The following is a 24,520-nucleotide window of genomic DNA, read 5'->3' on the forward strand; positions in this document are numbered from 1 at the left end:
CGCCGCGGGATGCGCCGTCGATGGAACGGACTTTATTCGAACCATTGCGCGGGAAAAACCGCTCTTGAGGTTTAGATTAATTCCTGATGAGAACGAATCAGCCGACAGCCGCCCACAACCGTGTCAGGTCGAGATGCGTGGCGAGGGTGTCGGCGAGCCGTTCCAGCGACGCCTCGCGTAGCGCCGGGTAGTCGATCGCCTCGGCATCCGCCAGCCCCGCCCACGCGAGCAGCGACGCGCACGCGGCCGGCGTATCGAAGAGACCGTGCACATAGGTCGCGAGGATCTGGCCGTCGGCGGAACGCGCGCCATCCGGGCGCAAGGCGCCCGCTTCGCCGGCAAGCAGCAGCGCCGGCGTATCGAGCGCGCGGCCTTGCGTCTCGCCCATGTGAATCTCGTAGCCCGCGATTTCGGCGGCATTCGCAGCAAGGCGCCCCGTCACGTTCTTCAGCGTCTTTTCGCGCGTGAGCGTCGTCGAGAAATCGAGCCAGCCGAGCCCGGCGACCGTCGCAGGCGGCCCTTCGACGCCATACGGGTCCGCCACTTCGCGCCCGAGCATCTGCATGCCGCCGCAAATGCCGATTACGCGCCCGCCGTACCGCAAATGCCGCTGCAGCACGGCGTCCCAGCCCTGCGCGCGCAGAAACGCCAGATCGCCCTGCACGTTCTTCGAGCCGGGCAGAATGATCAGATCGGCAGGCGGCGGCGCACTGCCGGCGCGGACGTAGTGAAAGTCGACCTGCGGATGGGCGCGCAGCGCATCGAAGTCCGTATGGTTGCTGATGTGCGGCAACACGGGCACCACGACACGCAGCATCGCCGCACCGCTTGCGTGAGCCGCGCGCAGATCGCGCGGCAGCATGTCTTCGGCGTCGAGCGTGAGACCGTGCAGATACGGCACGACGCCGAGCACGGGCTTGCCCGTCTTCGCTTCGAGCCAGTCGAGCCCCGGCTTCAGCAGACTCACGTCGCCGCGAAACCGGTTGATGACGAAGCCACGCACGCGCGCCTGTTCGCTTTCTGACAAACACGCGAGCGTGCCCGTCAAATGCGCGAACACGCCGCCGCGATCGATATCGGCGACGAGCACGACGGGGCAATCGACGGCTTGCGCGAACCCCATGTTCGCGATGTCGCGCTCGCGCAGGTTGATTTCGGCAGGACTGCCCGCGCCTTCGACGAAAATCGTATCGAACGATGCCTTCAGCCTCGCATACGATTCCAGCACCGCTTCGAACGCAACGGGCTTGTAGTCGTGATATGCGCGCGCGTCCAGATTCATCCGGGCCTTGCCGTGAATGATCACCTGCGCGCCGCGGTCGCTGGTCGGCTTGAGCAGCACGGGGTTGAGATCGGTGTGCGCGTCGATGCCCGCGGCCACTGCCTGCAACGCCTGCGCGCGGCCGATCTCGCCGCCGTCGACGGTCACCGCGCTGTTCAGCGCCATGTTCTGCGGCTTGAACGGCGCGACCCGCGCGCCCGCGCGCCGCGCGAGACGGCACAAGCCGGCGACGAGCGTGCTCTTGCCCGCATCGGACGTCGTGCCTTGAATCATCAGCGTGCCCGTGGGCAGGTAAAGGGGCAGGTCGGGCGATTCGGGAGAAGCGTCATCAAAAGCGGACACGGTGGGCACGTTCGCGAACAGTTGAAAGGGGAAGTCCGCATTATCCCATCGCACCTGCCGGCACGCGCTTTCGTCACGGCCTTGTCGGTACAATCACGCGATGATTTCCCGCGACCTCACCTTCGTCCTCGGCGGCGCGCGCTCGGGCAAAAGCCTGCACGCCGAACAGCTCGCGAGCGCGAGCGCACTGCCCGTCACCTATGTCGCAACCGCGCGGATCGGCGACGAGGAGTTCGCCGCGCGCGTCGCGCGTCATCGCGAGCGGCGGCCCGCGCATTGGGCGTTGCTCGAAGCACCGCTCGATCTGCCGCAAGCGCTCGCCCGTATCGATGCAGCCGGGCATTGCGTGCTGATCGACTGCCTGACGCTGTGGCTCGCCAACCTTCTTTGTCCCGCCGATGGCTCGCCGCCCGTCGCCGATTATCTCGACCGTTTCGCGTTGCTCGAGCAGACGCTGATGCAAGCACGCTCGAAGATCATCGTCGTCAGCAACGAGATCGGTCTTGGCGTCGTGCCGCTCGGCGCGGCGACGCGTCTGTACGTCGACGAGCTCGGGCGGCTCAACCAGCGCATCGCGGCGATCAGCACGCAGGTCACGATGATGGTCGCGGGCCTGCCGTTGCATCTCAAACAGGCCAACGCATGATGATGTTGTCTCTGCCCCTCGTCGCGACGTTGGCCACGGCATCCGTCGCGCTCGACGGATGGTTCGGCGAACCGCGACGCGCGCATCCCCTCGTCGGCTTCGGCAAGCTCGCGACAAGGCTCGAAGCCGCGCTCAACACGGGCCAGCGCGGGCGGCTCTTCGGCATCGTCGCGTGGCTGCTCGCCGTCGTTGCGCCCGTTGCCATCGCGGCATGGCTGGCGCTCACGCTGCCGTTCGCCTGGGCGTGCGCGCTGCATGTCGCGCTGCTCTATTTCGCGCTTGGCGCCCGCAGCCTGCACGATCACATCGCCCCCATCGGCCGCGCGCTTGCGAAGCGCGATCTCGCGCAGGCGCGCGTGTTGACGGCGCGCATCGTGTCGCGCGAAACGTCGCACGCCGACGAAGCCGCGCTGTCGCGCGCAGCCGTCGAATCGGCATTGGAGAACGGCAACGATGCGATCTTCGGCGCGCTCTTCTGGTTCGCGATCTTCGGCGGCCCGGGCGCACTCGCGTTTCGTCTCGCGAACACGCTCGACGCGATGTGGGGCTATCGCACGCCGCGCTATCTGCGCTTCGGCTGGGCAGCCGCGCGCTTCGACGACGCGCTGAACTATCTGCCCGCGCGTCTGACGGCCATCAGCTACGCGCTGCTCGGCGACACGCGCACCGCGTTGCAATGCTGGCGCGAGCAGGCGCCGCGCTGGGACAGTCCGAACGCGGGGCCCGTGATGGCATCCGGCGCGGGCAGTCTCAATGTCGTGCTGGGCGGTGCGGCTGTCTATCACGGCATGATAGAACAGCGACCGACGCTCGGCGCGGGCCACACGGCCAGCGCAACGCATGTCGACGCGGCGCTGATGCTCATCGAGCGCAGCGTCATATTGTGGCTCGCCGTATTGATCGCGCTCGCGTTGCTGAGCGTGCCGTTTCAGGGCTGACGCAATGACGCGAACGATTCCTCACGGCGGCAATCTGCACGAAGCAGCGCGCCGCTACGCGATTGCCTGGGACGCGTGGCTCGATCTGTCGACGGGCATCAATCCGCATGGCTACCCGGTGCCGCCCGTTCCCGCCGATGCGTGGCGGCGTCTTCCCGAGACGGGCGACGGTTTCGCCGAATGCGCGGCGCGCTACTATGGCGCCCCCGACGCGTCGCATGTGCTGCCCGTCGCGGGCAGCCAGGCGGCGATCCGCGCGCTGCCCTTTGCGCTCGAACGCGGCACGGTTGCGATTGCGCCGCTGACATATGGCGAGTACGCGCCTGCCTTCGCGCGTGCGGGGCATCGTGTGACGACGCTCGACGTCGCACGTTCGACGTTGCCCGATGACCTCACGCATGTCGTCGTCGTCAATCCGAACAATCCGACGGCCGAACGGGTAAGCACGTCGACGCTGCTGCAATGGCATCAGGCGTTGAACGCGCGCGGTGGCACGCTGATCGTCGATGAAGCCTTCGCCGATGCGATGCCTTCACACTCGCTCGCCGCTCATACGGATCACGAAGGAATTGTCGTGCTGCGTTCGCCCGGCAAGTTCTTCGGTCTTGCCGGTGTGCGCGCGGGCTTCGTGCTTGCACGTCCGCGCCTGCTCGAAGCGCTCGACGAAGCGCTCGGCGCATGGACCGTCAGCGGTCCTGCGCGTCACGCCGTCAGCGCCGCTTTCGCGGATACGGCGTGGCAGCATGAGATGCGCGTGCGACTCGAACATGAAAGCGCGCGGCTCGCCGCGCTTCTGCGCGCGCACGGCTTCGACGTCCACTCGACACCGCTCTTCGCATGGATCGCCGATCCGCGCGCCGCGCAACTGCACGATGCGCTCGCTCAGCAAGGCATCTGGACGCGCTTCTTTTCCGATCCCGCGAGCGTGCGCTTCGGCTTGCCCGCAACGCACGCTGCGTGGGCCCGCTTCGAAGCCTGCCTGCGCCAGGCGATGAGCACGCTATAAAACAATGCGGCTAACCCAACGATTCCGCGCAACGAGCGCAGCATGCGCGCTCGTGTTAGCATCGAGCGCAAACGCAACCATCGCCGTCGACGACGACACGGGCGCGCCCGTCACGCTCGCGCAGCCCGCGCAACGCGTGATCAGCCTCGCGCCGCACGTGACGGAGATGATCTACGCAGCAGGCGGCGGTGTGAAGCTGGTCGGCGCGGTGAGCTACAGCGACTATCCGCCCGAAGCGAAACAGGTGCCGCGCGTCGGCGATAACAAGTCGGTGGATCTCGAACGGATCGTCGCGTTGAAGCCGGATCTGATCGTCGTGTGGCGGCATGGCAATGCGCAGCGGCAGACCGACCGTCTGCGCGAACTGAACATCCCGATCTATTTCAGCGAGCCGCATCATCTCGACGATGTGGCCGTCACGTTGACGAAACTCGGCGCACTGCTCGGCACATCGCAAGCCGCTGATGCGGCAGCGCGCGCGTATCGTCGGGACATCGCGAATCTGCGCGCACGCTACGCGACGCAGCCGGCCGTCGGCGTGTTCTATCAGGTATGGGACGAGCCGCTGATGACGCTCAACGGCGAACACATGATCAGCGATGTGATCGCGCTGTGCGGCGGCCGCAATGTGTTCGCGAAGCTCGAACCGCTGGTGCCGACGGTATCGACGGAAGCAGTCTTGGCCGCGAACCCCGAAGCCATCGTCACCGCCGCGCCCGGCGCGACGCAACCCGATCGCCCGCTGCCGTCGCTCGACAGATGGAAAGCATGGCCAGGCTTGATGGCCGTGGCGCGCAACAACCTGTTTGCGATCGACGGCGATCTGATCAATCGCCCGGCGCCGCGTCTCGCACAAGGCGCGGCTCAATTGTGCGCGGACCTCGACACTGCGCGCTCGCGCCGCCCCGGTCGCCCGGTTCGCTGACGGCAAGCGTCACGCGTTCCAGCGCACGATCGACCATTCCTGATTGAGGTCGTCGCGTCGCAACCAGACGCAACCCGACATATCGAGCGACCATTTCAGACAACGCTCGACAGGCAGCCCCAATGCCACCGATGCAATCACGCGCATCACGCCCGCATGCGCGACGACATAGGCGGGCGTCAGTTCGCGCGTCTGCTGGAACACGTCGAACCAGGCGCGCACGCGGCCCACGAACTGCTCAACGCTTTCGCCGCCGTGCGAACGTGCGCCGGCAAAGTCCTGCGCCCACGCATCGAGCAAAGCGCGATCGATATCATCCCAGCGCTTGAGTTCCCACGTGCCGAAGTCCATCTCCTTCAGACTGTCGTCGGTGCTGGACGCACAACCGAAGTTCGCGGCCAGCGCGGAAGCGACGGCCGCACAGCGCGTAAGCGGACTCGACAGCAGCACGCGCGGCGCCGGCACCTGCAAGGTCGCAAGGCGCACGGCGAGCGCCGCCGCCGAGGCTTCCGGCGCATCGGCGAGCGCCACGTCGCTCTGGCCATAGCACACGCCTTCCTCAACAGCGACCGCCGGGTGACGGATCAGAACGATATCCATGCGAGCCCCACCAGATAGATGGCCAGTTCAAACACCTGTTGCGCAAAGCCGAGACAGTCACCCGTATAGCCGCCGATGCGTCTGACGAAATAGCGGCCCAGCACGATGCGCAACACGAACAGCACGAGCAGCGTGATGCATCCGGCACGCCATTGTGGCCAGAAGAGCCATGGCACGCCCAGTACGATAGCGCAGCAAAACGCGCTGCGGGACATGCGCTGCGCAACGGATTTGGCTTTGCCTTGCGCACGCACGTAGTCGAGCGTGACGAGATAGCTGATTGCGCAAACGCGGCTTGCCGCGTGCGCCGCGATCATCAGCCATGCCGCCCGCAGCGGCGGCAATGCCGCGAGCGTTTGCCACTTCAGCGCGAGCGCGATGATCAGTGCAATCGCGCCGAATGCGCCGATGCGCGAGTCGTGCATGATGCGCAACGTGTCTTCGCGCGTATAGGCGCCACCGAACGCATCGACGCAATCGGCAAGCCCGTCTTCATGGAACGCGCCCGTGATGAGCAGTGTCGTCGCCATCGACAACAGCACGGCGACGCCCACTGGAAAGATGCGCAACGCGGCCATGTATACGATCGCGCCCGCTGCGCCGACCAGTGCGCCGATCAGCGGAAAGTAGCGCGCCGCCGCGCTCAGATAGTGCGGCTCGTAGCCGACCCAGCGCGGCACGGGCACGCGCGTGAAGTAGCCGAGCGCCGTGAAGAAGTAGCGCAGTTCGTTCATCGTTGTTCTGTCACGCAGTTCTTTCGCACTCACAGCCCGTATTGATGCATACGGGCGGCATCAGGTGTCGCGTTGAGAGACGCCTGCCGATTCGAAGCTCGCCATCTCGTTGACGAACGCAACGGCCGCGCGCAGGAGCGGCATCGCAAGCGCCGCGCCCGTGCCTTCGCCGAGACGCAGATCGAGCGCAAGCAGCGGCACCGCGCCAAAATGATCGAGCATGCGCCGGTGCCCCGCTTCATTCGACGCATGTGCGAACACGCAATAGTCGCGCACGGCGGGCGCGAGCGCATCGGCGACCAGCAACGCGGAAGTCGCGATGAAGCCGTCGACGACGATCGTCATCCGCGCTTGCGCCGCCGCGAGATACGCGCCCGCCATCATTGCGATCTCGAAGCCGCCGAAGGTTGCGAGCACGTCGAGCGGATCGGTCGAAACAGCGTGATACGCGAGCGCGGCCGCGAGCACGTTGCGCTTGTTCGCGAGGCCCGCGTTATCGAGCCCTGTGCCGCGACCGACGCAATCATCGATGGGCACGCCGCACAGCCTGCTCATCAGGCACGCAGCCGACGACGTGTTCGCGATGCCCATCTCGCCGAAGCCGATCACATTGGTGCCGAGCGCCGCATGCTGGCGCACGCGCTCAGCGCCCGCGCGCATGGCGGCGAGCGCCTCGTCGCGCGTCATCGCAGGCTCTTGCGCGAAGTTGCGCGTGCCACGGCCGATGGGAATATCGACGAGCTTGTCGTGCGCAGCAAAGTCGTACGCGACACCCGCGTTCACTACTTCGAGTTCGAGACCGGCGACACGGCTGAACGCGTTGATCGCCGCGCCGCCCGCGAGAAAGTTGAGCACCATCTGCGCCGTCACCGCTTGCGGATACGGGCTCACGCCCGCATGCGCGATGCCGTGATCGGCGGCGAAGACGATCAATGCGGGTCGCGTGACGGTGGGCCGCGTCGTCTGCTGGATCATGCCGATCTGGCGCGCGAGCGATTCCAGCTGGCCGAGGCTGCCGGGCGGCTTGGTCTTCATATCGATGATGCGTTGCAGTTCGGCGCGCAGCGTCTGTTCCAGCGGCGTGACGACGGGCAGTGAATTCGGAGTGGTCATGGTCGGTGTCTGCGTAAAAAGTTCGGTTCATGCTCCATCAGGCGCGCGGCGAAGGGCGCGACGATGGAATCAGCGCTTCGTCGTCGCCAGCGCGGATCAGCACGAGCGGGTAGCCAAATGCGCGGCTCGCGAGCGCGGGCGTCAGCACATCGCGCACGGGGCCCGCATGCGCGAGGCCATTGCCTTCGAGCAGCAGTGCATGCGTCGCGAAACGCCGCGCGAGATTAAGATCGTGGCACGAGAACATCACTGTACGCCCGGCGCCACGCGTCCACGCGCTCAGTGCATCGAGACATTCGATCTGGTGATGCAGGTCCAGATGCGCAAGCGGCTCGTCGAGCAACAGCAGCGGCGCGTCCTGGCACAGAGCGGCCGCGAGCGCGACGCGCTGCCGTTCGCCGCCTGATAACGACAGCACGTCGCGCGAAGCGAAGCCCGCCAGGCCGAGCGTGTCGAGCGCCGCATGCGCGGCCGCGCGGTCTTCGTCGCGTTCCCAGCCCCAGCCAGCCAGATGCGGAAAACGGTTCAGCAGCACGATGTCGAGCACGCTCGCGCTGAACGCATCGTGCGACGTTTGCGGCATCAGCGAGCGCCGGCGCGCGAGGCACGCAAGCGGCCAGTCGTTCACGCGCATGCCGTCGAGTTCGACATGCCCATGCGCGGGACGCAACAGCCCGGCGAGCGTCGCGATGAGCGTGGTCTTGCCCGCGCCGTTCGGGCCCGCGATGCACCACACTTCGCCTGGATAGAACGTATGCGTGAAGTCTTCGAGCAACGTGCGCGAGCCGGCGCGCAGCGTCAATCGATGGGCATGCATCGACGTTCCGGCAGCCATGCGTGCATTCATGCGCGCCTCCGTCTCAGCAGCATCCAGAGGAAGACGGGCACGCCGATCAAAGCCGTGACGACACCGACCGGCAATTGCGCGGGCGCGATCACCGTGCGCGCGATCAGGTCGGCGCCCATCACGGCGACGCCGCCGCCGAGCGCCGCGGCGGGCAGCAGCATGCGCTGGTCGTTGCCGAACGCGAGACGCAGCATATGCGGGACCACCAGCCCGACGAAGCCGATCGTGCCACCCGTCGTGACGGCGGCGGCGGCCGCCAGCGACGCGACAAGATAGACGCGCAGCCTTGCGCGCATCACGGGCACGCCGAGCGCCTGGGCCGCGGCATCGCCGCGCAGCAGCACGTTGAGTTGCGGCGCGGCGGGCACGACTGCGAGCAACGCGACGCCCAACGCGGACAGCGCGAGCCACGGCATGCCGCCGCCGTTCAGGTCGCCCGTCAGCCAGAACAGCATGCCGCGCAAGCGGCTGTCGGGCGCAACCGTCAGCAGCAGCGTGATGATGGCGCCCCACCCGGCTGCGATCACGGCGCCCGTCAGCAGGAGGCGCGGCGACGCATCCTGCGGCTCGCCGCGCCACAATGCGCCGCGTGCGAGGCCGAGCACGAGCAGGATCGAGACGAACGCACCCGCGAATGCGCTCACATCGACGATCCACCATGCACAGCCCGCGATCATCGCGACGAGCGCAAAGCTCGCCGCACCGCCCGACACGCCGAGCACATACGGCTCGGCAAGCGGATTGCGCAACAGCACCTGCAGCAACGCGCCCGCCAGCGCGAGCAGCGCACCGCAACCGAAGCCCGCGAGCGCGCGCGGCAGACGCAGCGTGCGAACGATCTGCACAGCGAGATCGCCCGATCCATCATGCGACGGCAACAGCGCGTCGAACACGCGCAGCGGCGCGACGCTCACGCTGCCCAATGCAAGCGCCGCGACGAACACGACGAGCGCCGCGATGCAAAGCGCCGCCCAGATCGCGACGGCGCGCTTCGCGCTCATGCCGCGCACGAGATGCACCCGCTGATGTCGGACGAGGCCGCTCATTGCGCGTTACTGCTGCTGCCAGCCGAGCGTGAGGTACGCGCCGCGGCGCGGGGTGTTGTACGTGTAGGCGAGTTCATAGTCCTTGTCGAACAGATTCTGGATTTGCGCGACCACATACCAGGCCTTCGTGATGTTGTAGCGCGCGGACAGATTCACGATGCCGTAACCGCCGAGCGGCGTGCCGCTATCGTCGCGCTCGCCGCTCACGAGCCATTCGCCGCCCACGCGCCATCCGCCGATGCTGCGGTTCGCCGCGAACGACGCGAAATGACGCGCGCGGCGGTTCAGATCGGTATGCGTGTCTTCGTCGACGGGATTCTGGAACGTGACGGCCGCGCGCACGTCGGTCTTGCCGACATGCCCCGCCCACGAACCTTCGATGCCCTGCACCTTCGCATGGCCGACGTTCTCCGCAACGTAGATGCCGGGCTCCGTCTGCACGTAATCGATCAGGTTGGTGTAGCGCGTCTCGAAGGCGGTCAGCTTCATCAGTCCCAGCGCATCCGATGCGTACTGCAGCCCCGCTTCGACGGAGTGACTGCGCTCCGGCTGGATCAGCGGATTGCCGCTGAACGGGAAATACAGGTCATTGAAGCTCGGCGCGCGAAACGCATCGGACCAGCTTGCCGTCACCTTCCAGTGCTCGTTGAAGTCGTAGCCATAGCCCAGATAGTAACTGTTGGCTCCGCCAAAATCCGAGTACTGGTCGCGCCGCAGGTTCGCCTGGATCTGGCTGTTGCCGAAGCGCCCCGTGTAGCCGCCGAACACCGAGTTCACGTGGCGCTCGGGCGCCGTGTACTGGTTCGAGTCGAGCGTCTGGTCCAGATGTTCATAGCCGAGTTGCAGCTTGTGGTCCCGCGCAAACGTAAAATCGTTCTGCCATGTGTACTGGCGGTTGTCGGAGTCGTAGCGGTACAGATAGTCGCCATTGAGCGACGTGTTGCTGCGATCGTTGCCCGTCGCGGCGACGAAGCGCGTCGTCCACCCGTCCGTCAGCTTGCCGTTCGCGAACGCCGATGCCGTCTGCACCTTGCTGTGCAGATTGTTGAGATCGGTGGGCAGGCCGAACGGGTTGTCGAAGCTGTCGTTGCCGTTCGACTGGAAATAGCGCACGCCGATGTCCCACTCGTCGTTCAGCTTGTGACGCAGCGACGCGCTGACGCTCTCGTTGAAGTAGCCGTTCGCGTTCGGGTTGACGGGCGCGAGCGCGGGGTCGATCGACGAAAAGCCGTCCGTCTTCGCGCGCGCGAGCGTGACGCTGAACGTCGTGCGGCCGTCCTTGTCGAGCGCGCCGTCGACGCCCGCCGCCTGCCGCTGCGTGTGATAGCTGCCGTATTCGACGTCGAAGTGAAAACGCGGCGGATGATTGCCGCCGTCCCTCATGAACACCTGCACGACGCCGCCGATCGCACCCGATCCATAAAGCGCCGACACATTGCCGTTGACCACTTCGACGTGATCGATCTGGTCGAGCGGAATCTGTTCGAGCTGCATGCTGCCCTGGCTCACGGAATCGACACGCACGCCGTCGATCAGCACGAGCGATTGCGTCGACGACGCGCCGCGCAGGAACAGACTCGATGTCGAGCCCGGCCCGCCATTGCGCACGATCTGCGCGCCAGGCGCGAACTGCAGCAGTCCGGGCAGATCGCGAGCCGTCGTATCGGCGATGTCCTGTGCGTCGAATAGCGTGGTCTGCGCAATCGCGTCGGCGAGACGTTGCGCGCGGCGATCGGCCGTGATGACGATGGGCGAGAGCATGGGCGCATCCGCTAATGGGGACGCGGCGGCGGGCGCCGTCGTGCCGCCGTCCCAGCGGTCCTCAGGCATGGCGGATGCGCTCGGCGTATCAGCCGGCTGCGCATGAGCGGCGAGCGGGACGACGGGAACAACGCAGGCAAATACGGCGGCGAGCGCGGCGAATGGCGCGCGTGCGACGCGAAGATACAGCGGGGTCAGCATCGAGAAAGTCCTGTGGGCCTATGCGCGGCCCGCTCCTCGTGGGCCGTTGCCTGTCAAGGAGACACGCCCCTTGCCTCCGGCCGGTATCCGGGCTGACGACTTGCCGACCCGCCTTCCCACGCGTGACGCGCAGTGGCTTGCCGCACGGCGTTCGAGACGTTTCGCTCGACGCGTGCATGGGTCGACCTGCAGGAACTGCGGTCGTTGTACCGTTGCGAGGACAGCGCAGGTTGGCTCGTCCGGGCGGACTTCGCTCCCTGCTTCCCGTTTAACTGCGCGCGGTGCGATACCGCGCGCGGGCACCAGAGTGCCGCAAGTGTAGAAGTGGCGAACGAGGGCGTCAAGAAACGCGAGGCGTCATACGAATCCCGACGGCGCCATACTAAAAAAGCCCCTGTTTAAAGGGTAAAAATGCGTGCAGCACGCGTGTACACCTGGATAATGCGGCCTTAAAGCGTTACTGTTACGTCTCGAAACGAGACAAATGTCCGAGCGTGCGACATTCCGCGCTAGAATGCCATGTCTTTAGAGGACGCAGCACATGCTCACCGAACTCGAAACTCTGTCACAGAACATCGGCCGGCTGATCGAGATCAGCCAGCGCTACAACGAGGCGCGCATCGCGCTCGAAGAACAGCTCGCGCAAGCGCGCGCCGAATGCGAAGCCACCCGCGCAGAACTCGAACAGGCCCGCGAAGAACGCAACGCACTGCAAGCGGAGCGCGATGCGCTGTCCGCGAAGATCGACGACGCCCAGGTGCGTCTGAACGCGATCCTCGAGAAGCTGCCGCGTGCGCGCGGCCATCATGAGCCCGACAATCAGCTCGATCTCCTCGCGCCCGAGCAGGCGCAGGCCAATCACGACGCGAACAACGACGCGACCCGCCACGGAGAAAATGCATGAACACGAAGCAGATCGAAGTGTCGATCCTCGGCCAGCCCTATCGTCTCGCCTGCTCGCCGGAAACGGAAGCGGCGCTGCTCGAAGCCGTGGCGCGCGTCGATGCCGAGATGACGAAGATCCGTACCAACAGTAATGTGCGCGGCCAGGACCGTATCGCGGTGATGGCGGCATTGTCGCTGGCATCGGAACTGCTTAGGCTGCAAGCGAGCGTGCGACACGGCGAATCGTTTCCTGCGGAAGAAATCCGGCGTACAATGCACCAGATGAACGAGCAACTCGGCACTGTGATCCAGCAGTACAGCGTGCAGTAAATCGAATTCATAAGGGCTTGATTGTTTTTGCGGTCGGGCCCATGTTGTAGAGCAAACGTTTTTCAGCTTCCCTGCCTGGTTCGCCAAGGTCATATATTCCTTGAACCAATGCAATGTGCACGGTTGCGGAAATTTGTAGCACGGGCGTGCGCGTCACTCAGTCTGATGTACCCGAAGTGCTGCTAACTGCGACCAATTCTGAACCTCAGGTTCAGGATGCCGGCCTAGCGGCTATGGCGGGGACCCATACGAACGGCATCGGACTTTGTCCGATGCCGTTTTTCTTTGCGCGTGCCGTCGCGTGAACCGGCGTCGCGTCGCCCGAACTGTTTGACAACGCTTCTCTCTTCTTCACGTTCAATCCGACTCATGCGCTACTGGCTGATGAAGTCCGAACCGGACGAAGCAAGCATCGACGATCTCGCCAACGCCCCGCAGCGCACGCTGCCGTGGACGGGTGTGCGCAACTATCAGGCGCGCAACTTCATGCGCGACATCATGAAGACGGGCGACGGCGTACTGTTCTATCACTCGAGCTGCCCGGAGCCCGGCATCGCGGGCATCGCCGAAGTGTGCTCGACGCCCTATCCTGACCCGACCCAGTTCGATCCGAAGAGCCCGTACTACGACGCGAAGTCATCGCAGGAAACGCCGCGCTGGATGCTCGTCGATGTCGCGTTCAAGAAGAAGATCCAACTGATTCCGCTGGCCGCGTTGCGCGAGCATCCCGAACTCGCCCACATGCGCGTGCTCGCCAAGGGCAATCGCCTGTCGATCACGCCCGTCACGGACGCCGAATGGACGTTCATCACGAAGCAACTCGCAAAGCGCGCCGGCTGAGCGCGGCAAACTGCGTGGCAGCGTGGAAGATCGCGTGGCACGCGCAGTTCGACGCGACTTTCGAACACACTCGGGGAACCAGACGGCCTTTCAGACGCCTAACTGCGTCGCAAGCGTCATGCCATGAGCGCGCATCGATGCAACTGGTTGCGGCCGATTGCGGCCGATTGCGACCGATCGCGACCGTTTGCAATCGATAAGCGCCGTGCCCTCGATGCATGCACGCACAATCTGCCTCAACGAAGGAGTCGAACAATGACGAAAAAATCCGCGCTCGCATGGGCGCTCGCCGCCGCATGCGCGGCGCCTCTCGCCCTTGCGTTTGCGCCCGCCGCGGCCAACGCGCAAACCGTCGTGCAGCAGTATCAGCCTGCGGGCGTCCTGTCGCTGAACGCGCAAGCGAGCGCCGAAGTGCCGCAGGATGTCGTCGATATCACGCTGTTCTACGAGCAGGAAGCAAGCGATCCGTCGTCGTTGACGGGCACGCTGAACCAGCACGCCGACCAGGCGCTGCAAAAGACGAAGGGCGTCGCCGGCGTGACGGCGCGCACGGGGTCGTTCTCGATCTATCCGTCGACGGATCGCGATGGGCGCATCTCCGCATGGCGGGGCCGCACGGAGATCGTGCTGGAGTCGCATGACTTCGCGGCGGCATCGAAGCTCGCGGGGCAATTGTCATCGATCATGCAGGTGGGCAACGTGCAGTTCTCGCTGTCGCCGGAAACGCAGCGCGCCGCCGAGCAAAAGCTGACGGGCCAGGCGATCGCGTCGTTCAAGCAGCAAGCTTCGTCCGCTGCCCAGTCATTCGGCTACAGCGGCTACTCGATTCGCGAAGTGAACGTCGGCCACGGCGGCATCGTGTCGCCTCGCCCCGTGATGATGATGGGCATGCGCTCCGACGGCAGCGCGAAGGCGGCCGCGCCCGTGCCCGTCGAGGGCGGTACATCGACCGTGACGGTCAACGTGTCGGGGTCGGTGCAGATGAAGTGACGCGAGCCGACTACAAGCGATCGCGTGAACACTCAAACAAAAACGCCACGGCATGCCGTGGCGTTTTCGATGAATGACGCACTACCCGCGCAGCTCAGCTTGCATTGACGGCCTGCGCCGCCTCGCGGCCATTGCGCCGGTATGCCCACAGCAGCATCAGCACGCCGGCGACGACCATCGGCAGCGACAGCCATTGGCCCATTGACAGACCGAACGCAAGCAGGCCAAGGAAGTCGTCCGGCTCGCGCGCGAACTCCACCGTGAAGCGCGCGAGGCCATAGCCGATCAAGAACACGGCCGAAATGGCGCCCACGGGACGCGGCTTGCGCGAGAAGAACCACAGCACGAAGAACAACACGACGCCTTCGAGCGCGATCTCATACAACTGCGACGGATGGCGCGGCAGCATGTGATACTGCGCGAACACATCGGCGAGATGCCATTGCGCGGCCTGCGCCGGATGCGCGGCTAGCCAGCCCGCGTCTTCGTTCGCGGCGCCTGGAAACAGCATCGCCCACGGCGCATCAGGCGAGGTCACGCGGCCCCACAACTCGCCGTTGATGAAGTTGCCGAGGCGCCCCGCGGCAAGCCCCGTCGGCACCATCGGCGCGACGAAGTCCGTCACCTGAAGCCATGTGCGCTTGCGCTGCCATGCGAACAGCACCATCGCGAGCGTCACGCCGAGAAACCCGCCGTGGAACGACATGCCGCCTTCCCACACCTTGAAGATGTCGAGGGGATGCGCGAAGTACCAGCTCGCCTTGTAGAACAGCACATAGCCGAGACGGCCGCCCAGGATCGTGCCCAGCACGCCGTAGAACAGCATGTCGTCGATATCCTTCGGGGTCCAGCCTTGCGCGGCGACATGCGGCAGCCGCAGGCGCAGCCGGCCCACGACGATCGCCATCACGAAGGCGACGAGGTACATCAGGCCGTACCAGCGGACGGCGAGCGGCCCCATATGGATCGCAACGGGGTCGAAATTCGGATGGATGTGCATCGTATCGTTATAGGGGTTCGGTAATCTGAAAACTCAAGCGCGTTGGACGCGAATCGCCGCAAAGGGTTCGCCCGCGCTAGCCGGCGAGCACGTCCGCATGCGCGCGCACGATGTCGATGAAGCCGGACAGCACGGGGCTCACCTCGGCCGTGCGCCATGCAAGCCCGGTGACAATGGCGGGCACCGCTTCGCACAGCGGACGATACACGACGCCCGTGCGCCGCAGGTTACGCAACGATTGCGGCACCAGTGCGACGCCCATGCCGGCAGACACGAGGCTCACGATCGTCTGCATCTGGATCGCCTCCTGGCCGATGCGCGGCGCGAGTCCGGCCGCGCCGTAGCAATCCATAATGATGTCATAAAAGCCTGGCGCGAGACGCCTTGGAAAAACGACGAGCGGCGCGTCGCCCGCTTGCGCGAGACTCAGCGGCGCATCGCGCCATTCGGCCGCGCTCTGCGCGCCGCCTTCGATGCGCGCCGCCATCTCCGTCGACATCGCGATCACGAGCGGTTCGCGCGCGAGCGGCAGCCACGACAGCTGCTCCGCATAGCGCGGCGGCAGCGGCCCGATCACAAGGCCCGCGTCGATGCGCCCCGCCACCAGCTCGTCGATCTGCACGTCGCTGGTTGCTTCGAGCAGTTCGAGCCGCACGCGCGGATGCCGCGTTCCGAACTCGCGCAGCAGCGGCGGCAAAAGCCCGTAATCCGCCGTCGACACGAACGCCAGCGACAGCACGCCCGCCTCGCCGCGCGCGAGGCTCTGCGCGAGCGGCCGCAGCCCTTCCGCGCCCGCGAGCAGCCGTCGCACCTCGGGCAAGAGGTCCGCGCCGACGGACGTCAGCTCGACGGAGCGTTTCGTGCGCGCGAACAGCTCGACGCCCAGCGTGCCTTCGAGCGCGCGAATGGCCTGCGACAGCGGCGGTTGCGTCATCGACAGCCGCGCCGCCGCGCGCCCGAAGTGCTTTTCTTCGGCGACGGTCACGAAATAGCGCAACTGACGGAGATCAGGAATCGCGGGCAGACTCATTGATACATTTTACGACCTAATCGTTGCTGAATAATATATTGGACATTCTTTTGCAGAAACTGCATTCTTGCGCGACGCGCCCGAACTAGACTTAAAAACCCGCGCTGAAGCCGCCCGTGCCGCGACGCTGCAAGCGCAAAGCAGCCAACGGGCGCACAGATCAAAACAACTGGATGGAGCTCCCCATGCCGTACAACCGTCGTTCGAAAAACATCACGCAAGGCGTCGCGCGTTCGCCGAACCGTTCGATGTATTACGCACTCGGCTATCAGAAGGACGACTTCGACAAGCCGATGATCGGCATCGCCAACGGCCATTCGACGATCACGCCCTGCAACGCCGGCCTGCAGCGTCTCGCGGACGCCGCCGTCGAGTCCGTCAGGCGTTCCGACGCAAATCCGCAGACCTTCGGCACGCCGACCATTTCGGACGGCATGTCGATGGGCACGGAGGGCATGAAGTACTCGCTCGTGTCGCGCGAAGTGATCGCCGACTGTATCGAGACCTGTGTGCAAGGCCAGTGGATGGACGGCGTCGTCGTGATCGGCGGCTGCGACAAGAACATGCCGGGCGGCATGATCGGACTCGCGCGGATGAACGTGCCCGGCATCTACGTGTACGGCGGCACGATCAAGCCAGGCAACTGGAAGGGCACCGACCTGACCATCGTGTCGTCGTTCGAAGCCGTCGGCGAATTCACGGCAGGCCGCATGTCGCAGGAAGATTTCGAAGGGGTCGAAAAGAACGCGTGCCCGACCACGGGCTCGTGCGGCGGCATGTACACCGCGAACACGATGAGCTCGTCGTTCGAAGCGCTCGGTATGTCGCTGATGTACTCGTCGACGATGGCGAACCCGGATCAGGAGAAAGTGGATTCGGCGGCGGAATCGGCGCGCGTGCTGGTCGAAGCGGTCAAGAAGGACCTCAAGCCGCGCGACATCATCACGAAGAAGTCGATCGAAAACGCCGTCGCGCTGATCATGGCGACGGGCGGCTCGACCAACGCCGTGCTGCACTATCTCGCGATCGCGCATGCGGCGGAAGTCGAGTGGACGATCGAGGACTTCGAGCGCATGCGCAAGAAAGTGCCCGTCATCTGCGATCTGAAGCCGTCGGGCAAGTACGTCGCGACCGACCTGCACAAGGCAGGCGGCATCCCGCAAGTGCTGAAGATCCTGCTCGACGCGGGCCTGCTGCACGGCGACTGCATGACGATCACGGGCAAGACGATCGCCGAAGAACTGAAGGACGTGCCAGGCAAGCCGCGCGCGGACCAGAACGTGATCTATCCGATCGACAAGGCGCTCTATAGCGAAGGCCACCTGGCGATCCTGAAGGGCAATCTCGCGGAAGACGGCGCGGTCGCGAAGATCACGGGCCTGAAGAACCCCGTCATCACGGGCCCGGCGCGCGTGTTCGACGACGAGCAAAGCGCAATGGAAGCGATCCTCGCCGACAAGATCAAGGCGGGTGACGTCGTCGTGCTGCGCTATCTCGGCCCGCAAGGCGGCCCGGGCATGCCGGAGATGCTTGCGCCGACGTCGGCGATCATCGGCAAGGGCCTCGGCGAGTCCGTCGGCCTCATCACGGATGGCCGCTTCTCGGGTGGCACGTGGGGCATGGTCGTGGGTCACGTCGCGCCCGAAGCGTTTGTCGGCGGCACGATCGCGCTGGTGCAGGAAGGCGACTCGATCACCATCGACGCGCACAAGCTGCTGTTGCAACTGAACGTCGACGACGCCGAACTGCAGCGCCGCCGCGCAGCATGGAAGCAGCCCGCGCCGCGCTACACGCGCGGCGTGCTGGCCAAGTTCGCGGCGCTCGTGAAGCCGGCCGACAAGGGCGCCGTCACGGGTTGACACACCGGCGCTTCGCGCATCATCCGACTGCGCGGCGCAGCAACATCGCGCCGCGTTCATGCCGGGCGAACCGCGCTTCGATGAACGAAGGGGCACACGGTCGACGTGTGCCCCTTTGCTTTTATAATGCGTCCACCACGAGCCGGGCGAAGTCACGGCGGAGACCATAATGAAATCGAAGTCGTATGCGGCATTCCTGCTGGCAGGCACTTTGGCACTCGCCGGCGCAGCGCGCGCGGAGTCGGCCCAGGGCCTCGCGCTTGCGCAGAAGCAGAATTGCATGAGCTGCCATTCGGTGACACGGCAATTCATGGGACCGTCGCTGCGTGATGTCGCGGCCAGGTACGCGTCACGCAGCGATGCTGTTCATTACCTCGCGCGCAAGATTCTGGAAGGCAGCGCGGGCGTCTGGGGCCCCGTGCCGATGCCCGCGAACACCCAGCTCACGCCGGACGAAGCGACCTCGCTGGCAACCTGGATACTGACGCTCAAATAAGGCTCCGCACGACTCGAACGGGGCAGCGTTTCCGCCCGGCGCCGCTCATGGCACTTGCTTGCCCGCCGCGGCCTGACCGAGTTCCTCCCGGATCGCTTCGCGCACCCAGCTGAGCATTTCCGTCTGCAGCGCGAGCGCGACTTCGCGCGTGATCTGGTGCACGAGCCATGTCGTGTGGTCCTGGAACGCATCACGGCAGCGCGCTTCGATCAGGTTGCGCCCATCGCCATTCAGATAGGTCGCGAAGCGGCCGCGCAAGCGCTCGGCAAGCAGGTCGGCATCGTAGTCGGACAGCGCCACGCTTGCATGCGGGCGCTCCGGCTGCGCCGGCGTTGCAGTAGCGTCAGGTGGCGCGACGTAGCGCTCCGCCGTCGAGCCCGATGTGAACTCCGCTTCACCAGGAACGAACTGCGCGGGCTCGCGCGCGGGCGGCGAGGCAGGCTCGCCGATCGTGCCCGGCTCGCCAACCAGACCATGCGCGGGCTGGTACACGGAGTCGAGCACGGGCACATCTTCATCGTGAGCGGACAGCGTGGCCGGCGTCGCCTGCGGCTGTCGCCCCTCGTCATGCGCTGCGTCAGCAGCGACGTCATGTGCGGCCCCGTGCGGCGCCGGATGCTTGCGTGCCTGCGAAGCCTCATGCCCGTGCCCATGACTATGCGCGCCGCTTCGCGTCGGCCGCTTCGTCTTCGCATGAGGGTCATGGCCCTCGACCATCACATCGGTCAGGAGGGGAATATCCTGGTCGGAAGAATCGGAAGATTGGGACACGAAAGCACTCCCTTCAAAGATAGGACGGGCCGGTTCCGCGCACATCGGACACGGCCGCGCATCGAACGGACAGGAACCGTCAAGCGCCCTGCTTATAGTTGTTCAGAGCATAGCCGCGATCGCGATAGAAGCGATAGCGCTCGCGCCCGGCCGCCAGCTCGTCGGGCGCATTGCCGACGATTTCCAGCAGACGCTCGAAGCGCGCGAACTGCGGCGGCACGGTCGCACTCAGATTCAACAGTATCTGATGATGGGGCGCGTCGTCGAGCGACGACGCGAGCACGACGGGCGTTTGCGCCGCCAGCGGACTCGCCGCGATGCAATGCGGAATGAAGTCGAGTGCCGAGAAGGTCCACAACTGCTCGTCGAAGGCGCGCAGCCGCGGCGGCTCGGCCAGCACGACGAGCGGCTGGCCGGCCTGGTACGCCTTGCGCACGAGACGGCATGCATAGAGCAGCGAATCGCCGACGTTCGAATGAAAGTCGATGCGTGTCATCGGCGAGCCTGCTGCGTTGCTGCGCGTACGCGGGGACTGCTACGCGTCATTGTGCGGCGCGGTCGATCAGGAACTGCGACAGCAGCGGCACGGGACGGCCCGTTGCGCCCTTCGCCGCGCCGCTCTTCCAGGCGGTGCCCGCGATGTCGAGGTGAGCCCACGGATACGCTTGCGTGAAGCGCGACAGGAAGCACGCCGCCGTCACGCTGCCCGCCGGACGCCCGCCGATGTTCGCGAGATCCGCGAAATTCGACTTCAGCTGGTCCTGATACTCGTCGTCGAGCGGCAAGCGCCACGCGGGGTCGACCGCTTCCTTCGACGCGTCGAGCAGTTCACCCGCGAGCGCGTCGTCCTTCGAGAACAGGCCGCTGTTGTGATGGCCGAGCGCGATGATGCACGCGCCCGTCAGCGTCGCGATGTCGATCACGGCGGCGGGCTTGAAGCGCTCCGCATAGGTGAGCGCGTCGCACAGGATGAGGCGGCCTTCCGCGTCCGTGTTCAGCACTTCGATCGTCAGGCCCTTCATGCTGGTGACGATGTCGCCCGGCTTGGTCGCGTTGCCGGCAGGCATGTTCTCGCAGGTCGGAATAATGCCGACGACATTCAGCTTCAGCCCCATTTCGGCGACCGCGCGCAGCGTGCCGAGCACCGAGCCCGCGCCGCACATGTCGTACTTCATCTCGTCCATGCTGTCGCCGGGCTTCAACGAAATGCCGCCCGTGTCGAACGTGATGCCCTTGCCGACCAGCACGACGGGCGCGCCCTTCGCGCCGCCGCCCTGATACTGGAGCACGATGAACTGAGGCGGCTCGACGGAGCCCTTCGTGACCGCGAGGAACGAGCCCATCTTCAGCGCTTCGAGCTGTTTCTGGCCGAGCACTTCGACCTTCAACTTCCAGTCCTTCGCGAGCTTCTTTGCAGTATTCGCCAGATAAGTCGGCGTGCAGACGTTGCCCGGCAGGTTGCCCAGATCTTTCGTGAGATCCATGCCGTTCGCGAGCGCGGCGCCCTGCTTCGCGGCGACCTTCGCGAGCTTCTCGTCGGCGGCGTCGACGCTGAACACGACGCGCTTCAGCGCGCGCGTGGTGTTGTCGGGCTTGCTCTTCATCTGCGCAAACCTGTACGTCAGCTCGCGCAGCGCGAGGATTGCGGCGCGCACCGCCCAGTCCGACGAGCGCTCCTTGATGGGCGCCTGCGCGAGCGTGAACGTGACCTGCACGACCTTCGTGCCGAGGATCGCGCGCCATGCCGCGCGCACGGCGTCGCCGTAGGCTTTCTGCGTGAACACATCCTGCTTGCCGAGGCCGACCAGCAGCACGCGCGACGCGCCGATGCCCTGCACTTCATGCAGGAACACCGTGCTGCCGATCTTGCCGTCCATGTCGCCCGCCTTGACGATGCGCGTGAGCAGCCCCTTGGTGGCCGCGTCGATTTCCAGCGCCGCCCCCGACAGCGTTTGCGACTCGAACACGCCGATCACGATGCAATCCGATTTCCCGGTAAGGAACCCGTTGGTCGAGCCTTTGCTCCAATCACAGGCTTTTATGCTAAAGTCCATCGCGCTTGTCCTCGGATAAAATCTGGGCTTAGGATGAAAGCCGCAATTATCCGCTATTTTTCCCGCGGCGGCTGCACGGAAGGCGCGATGGGGCACAACCCCGCCATCCGCCGAAGCGCCCCTTCTCTTCATCAACCATGATTTTTGAACGCTCCCTCCAGCGCGAACTGGCGTACACGGCTGGTGCCGTGTTCATGGTTCTGCTCACGCTGGTCCTGACGACGATGATGATCCGCATCGTCGGCTTCGCGGCGTCCGGTGAAATCGACCCGCGCGACGTGCTCGTGCTGATCGGCCTGACGGTGATCGGCTATCTCGCGATCATGCTGGTCGCGACATTGTTCGTGTCGATCCTGTTCGTGCTCACGCGCTGGTACAAGGATTCCGAAATGGTCGTGTGGCTCGCGTCGGGCGTGAGCCTCACGCGCTTCATCAAGCCGATCGGCCTGTTCGCGACGCCCATCATCATTCTGATCGCGTTCTTCGTGTTCGTCGGCTGGCCGTGGTCGAACCAGCAGAGCAAGCTGATCCGCGCGCGTTTCCAGCAGCGCGACGAGGTGTCGCTGCTCGCGCCCGGCCAGTTCCGCGAGTCGGCGACGAGCCATCGCGTGTTCTTCATCGAGAAGATGTCGCCCGATCAGGGCCATGTCGAGAACGTGTTCGTGACGAGCACGGAAAACGGCAAGGTGAACGTGGTCGTGTCGAAGAACGGCCACACGGAAACACACAAGAACGGCGACCGTTTCGTCGTGCTCGAAAACGGCCGGCGCTATGACGGCGAGCCGGCGCATCCCGACTTTCGCATCATGGAGTTCGAGCGCTACGGCGTGAAGATCCAGAGCCAGCCCGTGGTCAGCACGCCGACCACGACGGGCACGCCGACGCTCGACCTGTTCCGCGACCCGACCCGCCAGAATCTCGCCGAATTCGCGTGGCGCGCGGGCCTGCCGCTGATCGCGATCAACCTGATGCTGCTCGCGATCCCGCTCGCGCACCAGAATCCCCGCCGCAGCCGCACGATCAACCTCGTGATGGCCGTGCTGATCTATCTGACGTATTCGAACCTGCTGAACGTCGTGCAGTCATGGATCGAGCAAGGGAAGATGTCGTTCGGCGTGGGCCTCGTCGGGCTGCACATCGTCGTCGCGCTGGTTGTCGCGTGCATTTTCTGGCTGCGGGTGCGCAACCGGCCGCTGTTCACGCGCGCGACGTTCGGCCGGACATCGAACCGCTCGACGCAGGGAGCGTGACGGATGCGCATCTATGAAAAGTATTTCGCGCGCCAGGTCTATCTGACGTTCATCTTCATCCTGTTCGCGTTTTCGGGTCTGTTCTTCTTCTTCGACCTGATCAACGAGCTGAACTCGGTCGGCCACGGCAACTACAAGTTCCAGTACGCGGTGCTGCGCGTCGCATTGCAGACGCCTTCGCGCTTCTACGAAATCATTCCCGTCGCCGCGCTGATCAGCGCGATCTATGTGTTTGCGCAGATGGCGGCGAACTCCGAGTACACGATCTTCCGCGTGTCCGGTCTCGCGACGAACCGGGCGCTGCGTTCGCTGCTGAAGATCGGCATTCCGCTCGTGATCCTCACGTACATCATCGGCGAAGTGGTCGGTCCGTACACGGACCAGTTGTCGGAGCGCGTGCGCCTGGAGGCGCTGGGCTCTTCCGTGTCGAGCAACTTCGAGTCGGGCGTGTGGGTGAAGGACACACTGACGGCGCGGGCCGACGGCGAGCAGGTGACGCGCTTCGTCAACGTCGGCCAGTTGCAGCCGGACGCGACGATCTCGAACGTGCGCATCTATGAATTCGATTCGAAGTTCCGTCTGTCGAACATCCGCATCGCGAAGTCCGGCAAGTATCAGCCGCCGGGTCACTGGGCCTTGACGGACGTCACCGATACGCAACTGATCGACGTCGCGCCCGACGCCGGCAAGCCCGCCGATGCGTTGAACCCGGTGTACCGCGCAAAGCAGGTGACGCTGCCCGAGTACTCGTTGCGCTCGGAACTGACGCCGCAGATCCTGTCGGTGCTGCTGGTGGCGCCGGAGCGGATGTCGATGTTCAATCTGTTCCGCTATATCCAGCACTTGACCGAGAACCATCAGGACACGCAGCGCTACGAGATCGCGCTATGGCGCAAGCTGCTGTATCCGTTCGCGGTGTTCGTGATGCTGGTGCTGTCGCTGCCGTTCGCGTATCTGCACACGCGCGCGGGCGTGGTGGGCGTGAAGGTGTTCGGCGGGATCATGCTGGGGATGAGCTTTCAGCTGTTCAACACGCTCTTCTCGCACATCGGCAATCTGAATACGTGGCCCGCGCCTTTGACGGCCGCGACGCCGGCGCTGGTTTATCTCGTGCTCGGGCTGGTCGGGCTCAAGTGGGTCGACCGACATTAGGTTTTTAGAGGAGCGTCCGGATCATGGGATCTCACGGAATCGTGCTGTTCGCGCATGGCGCGAGAGATGCCCGCTGGGCCGAGCCCTTCGAGCGCCTCTGTGCGCGCTTGCTCGCGTTGCGCGGCTCTGACGTGGGGCCCGTTTCGTTGGCGTTTCTCGAACTGATGACGCCCGACTTGCCCACGGCTGTCGCTGCTCAAGCGGCCGCCGGCGCTTCCATCGTCACCGTGGTGCCCGTGTTCTTCGGGCAAGGCGGGCATATCCGCCGTGACTTGCCGGTAATTCTCGATCAGTGCCGCGCGGCGAACCCCGGCATCGAAATCCGCTGCTCGACGGCCGTCGGCGAGGATGATGACGTGATCGAGGCCATCGCGGCTTATTGCCTGCGTCAGACTTCGTGACGCTGACGCCCGACGCTCGCG

General features: G+C 65.2%; 25 protein-coding genes, 1 other RNA gene and 1 riboswitch. Of the genes, 14 read left to right on the top strand and 12 right to left on the bottom strand.

Annotation, left to right across the window (positions count from 1 at the left end; all coding sequences use genetic code 11):
- Nucleotides 1–97: 97 nt before the first annotated feature.
- Nucleotides 98–1,555, bottom strand: a complete 1,458-nt coding sequence (locus tag J8I87_RS16920) for a cobyric acid synthase (RefSeq protein WP_209932862.1) — start codon at nt 1,553–1,555, stop codon at nt 98–100.
- 169 nt (nt 1,556–1,724) lie between these two features.
- On the opposite strand from J8I87_RS16920, the gene cobU reads away from it, so the two are divergent.
- Genes cobU through J8I87_RS16940 form a run of 4 tightly spaced genes read left to right on the top strand, consistent with a single transcriptional unit; the run spans nt 1,725 to nt 5,139 of the window.
- Nucleotides 1,725–2,270: a bifunctional adenosylcobinamide kinase/adenosylcobinamide-phosphate guanylyltransferase gene (cobU, locus tag J8I87_RS16925; RefSeq protein WP_209932697.1), complete on the top strand. Its 546-nt coding sequence runs from the start codon at nt 1,725–1,727 to the stop codon at nt 2,268–2,270.
- The gene (cbiB, locus tag J8I87_RS16930) at nt 2,267–3,208 is read left to right on the top strand and encodes an adenosylcobinamide-phosphate synthase CbiB (RefSeq protein WP_209932699.1); all 942 of its coding nucleotides are present in this window, start codon (nt 2,267–2,269) and stop codon (nt 3,206–3,208) included. The genes cobU and cbiB overlap by 4 nt, the downstream gene beginning before the upstream one ends.
- Before the next feature lie 4 nt (nt 3,209–3,212).
- Nucleotides 3,213–4,214, top strand: a complete 1,002-nt coding sequence (gene cobD, locus J8I87_RS16935; RefSeq protein ID WP_209932702.1) for a threonine-phosphate decarboxylase CobD — start codon at nt 3,213–3,215, stop codon at nt 4,212–4,214.
- Nucleotides 4,215–4,218: 4 nt separating this feature from the next.
- Nucleotides 4,219–5,139 (top strand): cobalamin-binding protein, encoded by a 921-nt coding sequence (locus J8I87_RS16940; protein WP_209932704.1) that lies wholly within the window; start codon nt 4,219–4,221, stop codon nt 5,137–5,139.
- A 9-nt stretch (nt 5,140–5,148) separates the two neighbouring features.
- On the opposite strand, the gene cobC is transcribed toward J8I87_RS16940, so the two are convergent.
- The 6 genes from cobC to J8I87_RS16970 are packed head-to-tail and all read right to left on the bottom strand — an operon-like array spanning nt 5,149 to nt 11,441.
- The gene (gene cobC, locus J8I87_RS16945) at nt 5,149–5,739 is read right to left on the bottom strand and encodes an alpha-ribazole phosphatase (RefSeq protein ID WP_209932706.1); all 591 of its coding nucleotides are present in this window, start codon (nt 5,737–5,739) and stop codon (nt 5,149–5,151) included.
- Nucleotides 5,724–6,473 (bottom strand): adenosylcobinamide-GDP ribazoletransferase, encoded by a 750-nt coding sequence (locus J8I87_RS16950; protein ID WP_209932708.1) that lies wholly within the window; start codon nt 6,471–6,473, stop codon nt 5,724–5,726. Before J8I87_RS16950 ends, cobC begins: the two co-directional genes overlap by 16 nt.
- A gap of 60 nt (nt 6,474–6,533) precedes the next feature.
- Nucleotides 6,534–7,586, bottom strand: a complete 1,053-nt coding sequence (gene cobT / locus J8I87_RS16955) for a nicotinate-nucleotide--dimethylbenzimidazole phosphoribosyltransferase (protein ID WP_209932710.1) — start codon at nt 7,584–7,586, stop codon at nt 6,534–6,536.
- Between the two features lie 37 nt (nt 7,587–7,623).
- Nucleotides 7,624–8,433, bottom strand: coding sequence for an ABC transporter ATP-binding protein (locus J8I87_RS16960; RefSeq protein ID WP_209932712.1), 810 nt, complete (start codon nt 8,431–8,433; stop codon nt 7,624–7,626).
- The gene (locus tag J8I87_RS16965; RefSeq protein ID WP_209932714.1) at nt 8,430–9,479 is read right to left on the bottom strand and encodes an iron ABC transporter permease; all 1,050 of its coding nucleotides are present in this window, start codon (nt 9,477–9,479) and stop codon (nt 8,430–8,432) included. Before J8I87_RS16965 ends, J8I87_RS16960 begins: the two co-directional genes overlap by 4 nt.
- A 6-nt stretch (nt 9,480–9,485) precedes the next feature.
- On the bottom strand, nt 9,486–11,441 hold the full coding sequence (locus tag J8I87_RS16970; RefSeq protein ID WP_209932715.1) for a TonB-dependent receptor plug domain-containing protein: 1,956 nt from the start codon (nt 11,439–11,441) through the stop codon (nt 9,486–9,488).
- Between the two features lie 60 nt (nt 11,442–11,501).
- A riboswitch (cobalamin riboswitch) is annotated at nt 11,502–11,763 on the bottom strand.
- A gap of 219 nt (nt 11,764–11,982) precedes the next feature.
- On the opposite strand from J8I87_RS16970, the gene J8I87_RS16975 reads away from it, so the two are divergent.
- The 5 genes from J8I87_RS16975 (at nt 11,983) to J8I87_RS16995 (ending at nt 14,486) form a co-directional block, all read left to right on the top strand.
- Nucleotides 11,983–12,345, top strand: coding sequence for an ATPase (locus J8I87_RS16975; RefSeq protein WP_209932716.1), 363 nt, complete (start codon nt 11,983–11,985; stop codon nt 12,343–12,345).
- Entirely contained in the window at nt 12,342–12,656 is a 315-nt protein-coding gene (locus J8I87_RS16980; protein WP_209932717.1) for a cell division protein ZapA, read from the top strand. The genes J8I87_RS16975 and J8I87_RS16980 overlap by 4 nt, the downstream gene beginning before the upstream one ends.
- 65 nt (nt 12,657–12,721) lie before the next feature.
- Nucleotides 12,722–12,903, top strand: a non-coding RNA gene (gene ssrS / locus J8I87_RS16985) — 6S RNA.
- A 122-nt stretch (nt 12,904–13,025) separates the two neighbouring features.
- Nucleotides 13,026–13,496 (top strand): EVE domain-containing protein, encoded by a 471-nt coding sequence (locus J8I87_RS16990; RefSeq protein WP_209932718.1) that lies wholly within the window; start codon nt 13,026–13,028, stop codon nt 13,494–13,496.
- Nucleotides 13,497–13,751: 255 nt separating this feature from the next.
- The gene (locus tag J8I87_RS16995) at nt 13,752–14,486 is read left to right on the top strand and encodes an SIMPL domain-containing protein (protein WP_209932720.1); all 735 of its coding nucleotides are present in this window, start codon (nt 13,752–13,754) and stop codon (nt 14,484–14,486) included.
- Nucleotides 14,487–14,580: 94 nt separating this feature from the next.
- On the opposite strand, the gene lgt is transcribed toward J8I87_RS16995, so the two are convergent.
- Both lgt and J8I87_RS17005 read right to left on the bottom strand, forming a co-directional pair.
- The gene (gene lgt / locus J8I87_RS17000; RefSeq protein WP_209932723.1) at nt 14,581–15,486 is read right to left on the bottom strand and encodes a prolipoprotein diacylglyceryl transferase; all 906 of its coding nucleotides are present in this window, start codon (nt 15,484–15,486) and stop codon (nt 14,581–14,583) included.
- A 76-nt stretch (nt 15,487–15,562) separates the two neighbouring features.
- Nucleotides 15,563–16,516 carry a LysR family transcriptional regulator gene (locus J8I87_RS17005; RefSeq protein WP_209932725.1) on the bottom strand — a complete coding sequence of 318 codons (954 nt, stop codon included), beginning with the start codon at nt 16,514–16,516 and terminating at the stop codon, nt 15,563–15,565.
- Nucleotides 16,517–16,701: 185 nt separating this feature from the next.
- Between J8I87_RS17005 and ilvD the strand changes: the two genes are divergently transcribed.
- Together ilvD and J8I87_RS17015 are read left to right on the top strand one after the other, a co-directional pair.
- Entirely contained in the window at nt 16,702–18,375 is a 1,674-nt protein-coding gene (gene ilvD / locus J8I87_RS17010) for a dihydroxy-acid dehydratase (RefSeq protein ID WP_209932727.1), read from the top strand.
- A gap of 169 nt (nt 18,376–18,544) precedes the next feature.
- The gene (locus J8I87_RS17015) at nt 18,545–18,871 is read left to right on the top strand and encodes a c-type cytochrome (RefSeq protein WP_209932729.1); all 327 of its coding nucleotides are present in this window, start codon (nt 18,545–18,547) and stop codon (nt 18,869–18,871) included.
- A gap of 45 nt (nt 18,872–18,916) precedes the next feature.
- On the opposite strand, the gene J8I87_RS17020 is transcribed toward J8I87_RS17015, so the two are convergent.
- From J8I87_RS17020 to J8I87_RS17030, 3 genes are all read right to left on the bottom strand, one after another.
- The gene (locus J8I87_RS17020) at nt 18,917–19,642 is read right to left on the bottom strand and encodes a DUF2486 family protein (RefSeq protein WP_209932731.1); all 726 of its coding nucleotides are present in this window, start codon (nt 19,640–19,642) and stop codon (nt 18,917–18,919) included.
- 79 nt (nt 19,643–19,721) lie between these two features.
- Entirely contained in the window at nt 19,722–20,138 is a 417-nt protein-coding gene (locus J8I87_RS17025; protein WP_209932733.1) for a DNA polymerase III subunit chi, read from the bottom strand.
- A 46-nt stretch (nt 20,139–20,184) separates the two neighbouring features.
- Complete coding sequence (locus J8I87_RS17030) at nt 20,185–21,696, bottom strand: leucyl aminopeptidase (RefSeq protein WP_209932734.1); 1,512 nt, start codon at nt 21,694–21,696, stop codon at nt 20,185–20,187.
- 137 nt (nt 21,697–21,833) lie between these two features.
- Between J8I87_RS17030 and lptF the strand changes: the two genes are divergently transcribed.
- From lptF to J8I87_RS17045, 3 genes are read left to right on the top strand one after another with little or no spacing between them, the layout of a single operon-like run.
- Nucleotides 21,834–22,946 (top strand): LPS export ABC transporter permease LptF, encoded by a 1,113-nt coding sequence (lptF, locus tag J8I87_RS17035; protein WP_209932735.1) that lies wholly within the window; start codon nt 21,834–21,836, stop codon nt 22,944–22,946.
- A gap of 3 nt (nt 22,947–22,949) precedes the next feature.
- Nucleotides 22,950–24,098 carry an LPS export ABC transporter permease LptG gene (gene lptG, locus J8I87_RS17040; RefSeq protein WP_209932737.1) on the top strand — a complete coding sequence of 383 codons (1,149 nt, stop codon included), beginning with the start codon at nt 22,950–22,952 and terminating at the stop codon, nt 24,096–24,098.
- Nucleotides 24,099–24,121: 23 nt separating this feature from the next.
- Nucleotides 24,122–24,499, top strand: coding sequence for a sirohydrochlorin chelatase (locus tag J8I87_RS17045; RefSeq protein WP_209932739.1), 378 nt, complete (start codon nt 24,122–24,124; stop codon nt 24,497–24,499).
- Nucleotides 24,500–24,520: the final 21 nt, after the last annotated feature.

Origin of the sequence: Paraburkholderia sp. LEh10 (assembly GCF_017814945.1) — a bacterium.
In the GTDB taxonomy this organism is placed as follows: Bacteria; Pseudomonadota; Gammaproteobacteria; order Burkholderiales; family Burkholderiaceae; genus Paraburkholderia.

What these genes read in the sequence shown, in the direction of transcription:
- J8I87_RS16920 (WP_209932862.1), bottom strand. Translation starts at nt 1,555, where the DNA reads ATGATTCAAGGCACGACGTCCGATGCGGGCAAGAGCACGCTCGTCGCC.
- cobU (WP_209932697.1), top strand. Translation starts at nt 1,725, where the DNA reads ATGATTTCCCGCGACCTCACCTTCGTCCTCGGCGGCGCGCGCTCGGGC.
- cbiB (WP_209932699.1), top strand. Translation starts at nt 2,267, where the DNA reads ATGATGATGTTGTCTCTGCCCCTCGTCGCGACGTTGGCCACGGCATCC.
- cobD (WP_209932702.1), top strand. Translation starts at nt 3,213, where the DNA reads ATGACGCGAACGATTCCTCACGGCGGCAATCTGCACGAAGCAGCGCGC.
- J8I87_RS16940 (WP_209932704.1), top strand. Translation starts at nt 4,219, where the DNA reads ATGCGGCTAACCCAACGATTCCGCGCAACGAGCGCAGCATGCGCGCTC.
- cobC (WP_209932706.1), bottom strand. Translation starts at nt 5,739, where the DNA reads ATGGATATCGTTCTGATCCGTCACCCGGCGGTCGCTGTTGAGGAAGGC.
- J8I87_RS16950 (WP_209932708.1), bottom strand. Translation starts at nt 6,473, where the DNA reads ATGAACGAACTGCGCTACTTCTTCACGGCGCTCGGCTACTTCACGCGC.
- cobT (WP_209932710.1), bottom strand. Translation starts at nt 7,586, where the DNA reads ATGACCACTCCGAATTCACTGCCCGTCGTCACGCCGCTGGAACAGACG.
- J8I87_RS16960 (WP_209932712.1), bottom strand. Translation starts at nt 8,433, where the DNA reads ATGAATGCACGCATGGCTGCCGGAACGTCGATGCATGCCCATCGATTG.
- J8I87_RS16965 (WP_209932714.1), bottom strand. Translation starts at nt 9,479, where the DNA reads ATGAGCGGCCTCGTCCGACATCAGCGGGTGCATCTCGTGCGCGGCATG.
- J8I87_RS16970 (WP_209932715.1), bottom strand. Translation starts at nt 11,441, where the DNA reads ATGCTGACCCCGCTGTATCTTCGCGTCGCACGCGCGCCATTCGCCGCG.
- J8I87_RS16975 (WP_209932716.1), top strand. Translation starts at nt 11,983, where the DNA reads ATGCTCACCGAACTCGAAACTCTGTCACAGAACATCGGCCGGCTGATC.
- J8I87_RS16980 (WP_209932717.1), top strand. Translation starts at nt 12,342, where the DNA reads ATGAACACGAAGCAGATCGAAGTGTCGATCCTCGGCCAGCCCTATCGT.
- J8I87_RS16990 (WP_209932718.1), top strand. Translation starts at nt 13,026, where the DNA reads ATGCGCTACTGGCTGATGAAGTCCGAACCGGACGAAGCAAGCATCGAC.
- J8I87_RS16995 (WP_209932720.1), top strand. Translation starts at nt 13,752, where the DNA reads ATGACGAAAAAATCCGCGCTCGCATGGGCGCTCGCCGCCGCATGCGCG.
- lgt (WP_209932723.1), bottom strand. Translation starts at nt 15,486, where the DNA reads ATGCACATCCATCCGAATTTCGACCCCGTTGCGATCCATATGGGGCCG.
- J8I87_RS17005 (WP_209932725.1), bottom strand. Translation starts at nt 16,516, where the DNA reads ATGAGTCTGCCCGCGATTCCTGATCTCCGTCAGTTGCGCTATTTCGTG.
- ilvD (WP_209932727.1), top strand. Translation starts at nt 16,702, where the DNA reads ATGCCGTACAACCGTCGTTCGAAAAACATCACGCAAGGCGTCGCGCGT.
- J8I87_RS17015 (WP_209932729.1), top strand. Translation starts at nt 18,545, where the DNA reads ATGAAATCGAAGTCGTATGCGGCATTCCTGCTGGCAGGCACTTTGGCA.
- J8I87_RS17025 (WP_209932733.1), bottom strand. Translation starts at nt 20,138, where the DNA reads ATGACACGCATCGACTTTCATTCGAACGTCGGCGATTCGCTGCTCTAT.
- J8I87_RS17030 (WP_209932734.1), bottom strand. Translation starts at nt 21,696, where the DNA reads ATGGACTTTAGCATAAAAGCCTGTGATTGGAGCAAAGGCTCGACCAAC.
- lptF (WP_209932735.1), top strand. Translation starts at nt 21,834, where the DNA reads ATGATTTTTGAACGCTCCCTCCAGCGCGAACTGGCGTACACGGCTGGT.
- lptG (WP_209932737.1), top strand. Translation starts at nt 22,950, where the DNA reads ATGCGCATCTATGAAAAGTATTTCGCGCGCCAGGTCTATCTGACGTTC.
- J8I87_RS17045 (WP_209932739.1), top strand. Translation starts at nt 24,122, where the DNA reads ATGGGATCTCACGGAATCGTGCTGTTCGCGCATGGCGCGAGAGATGCC.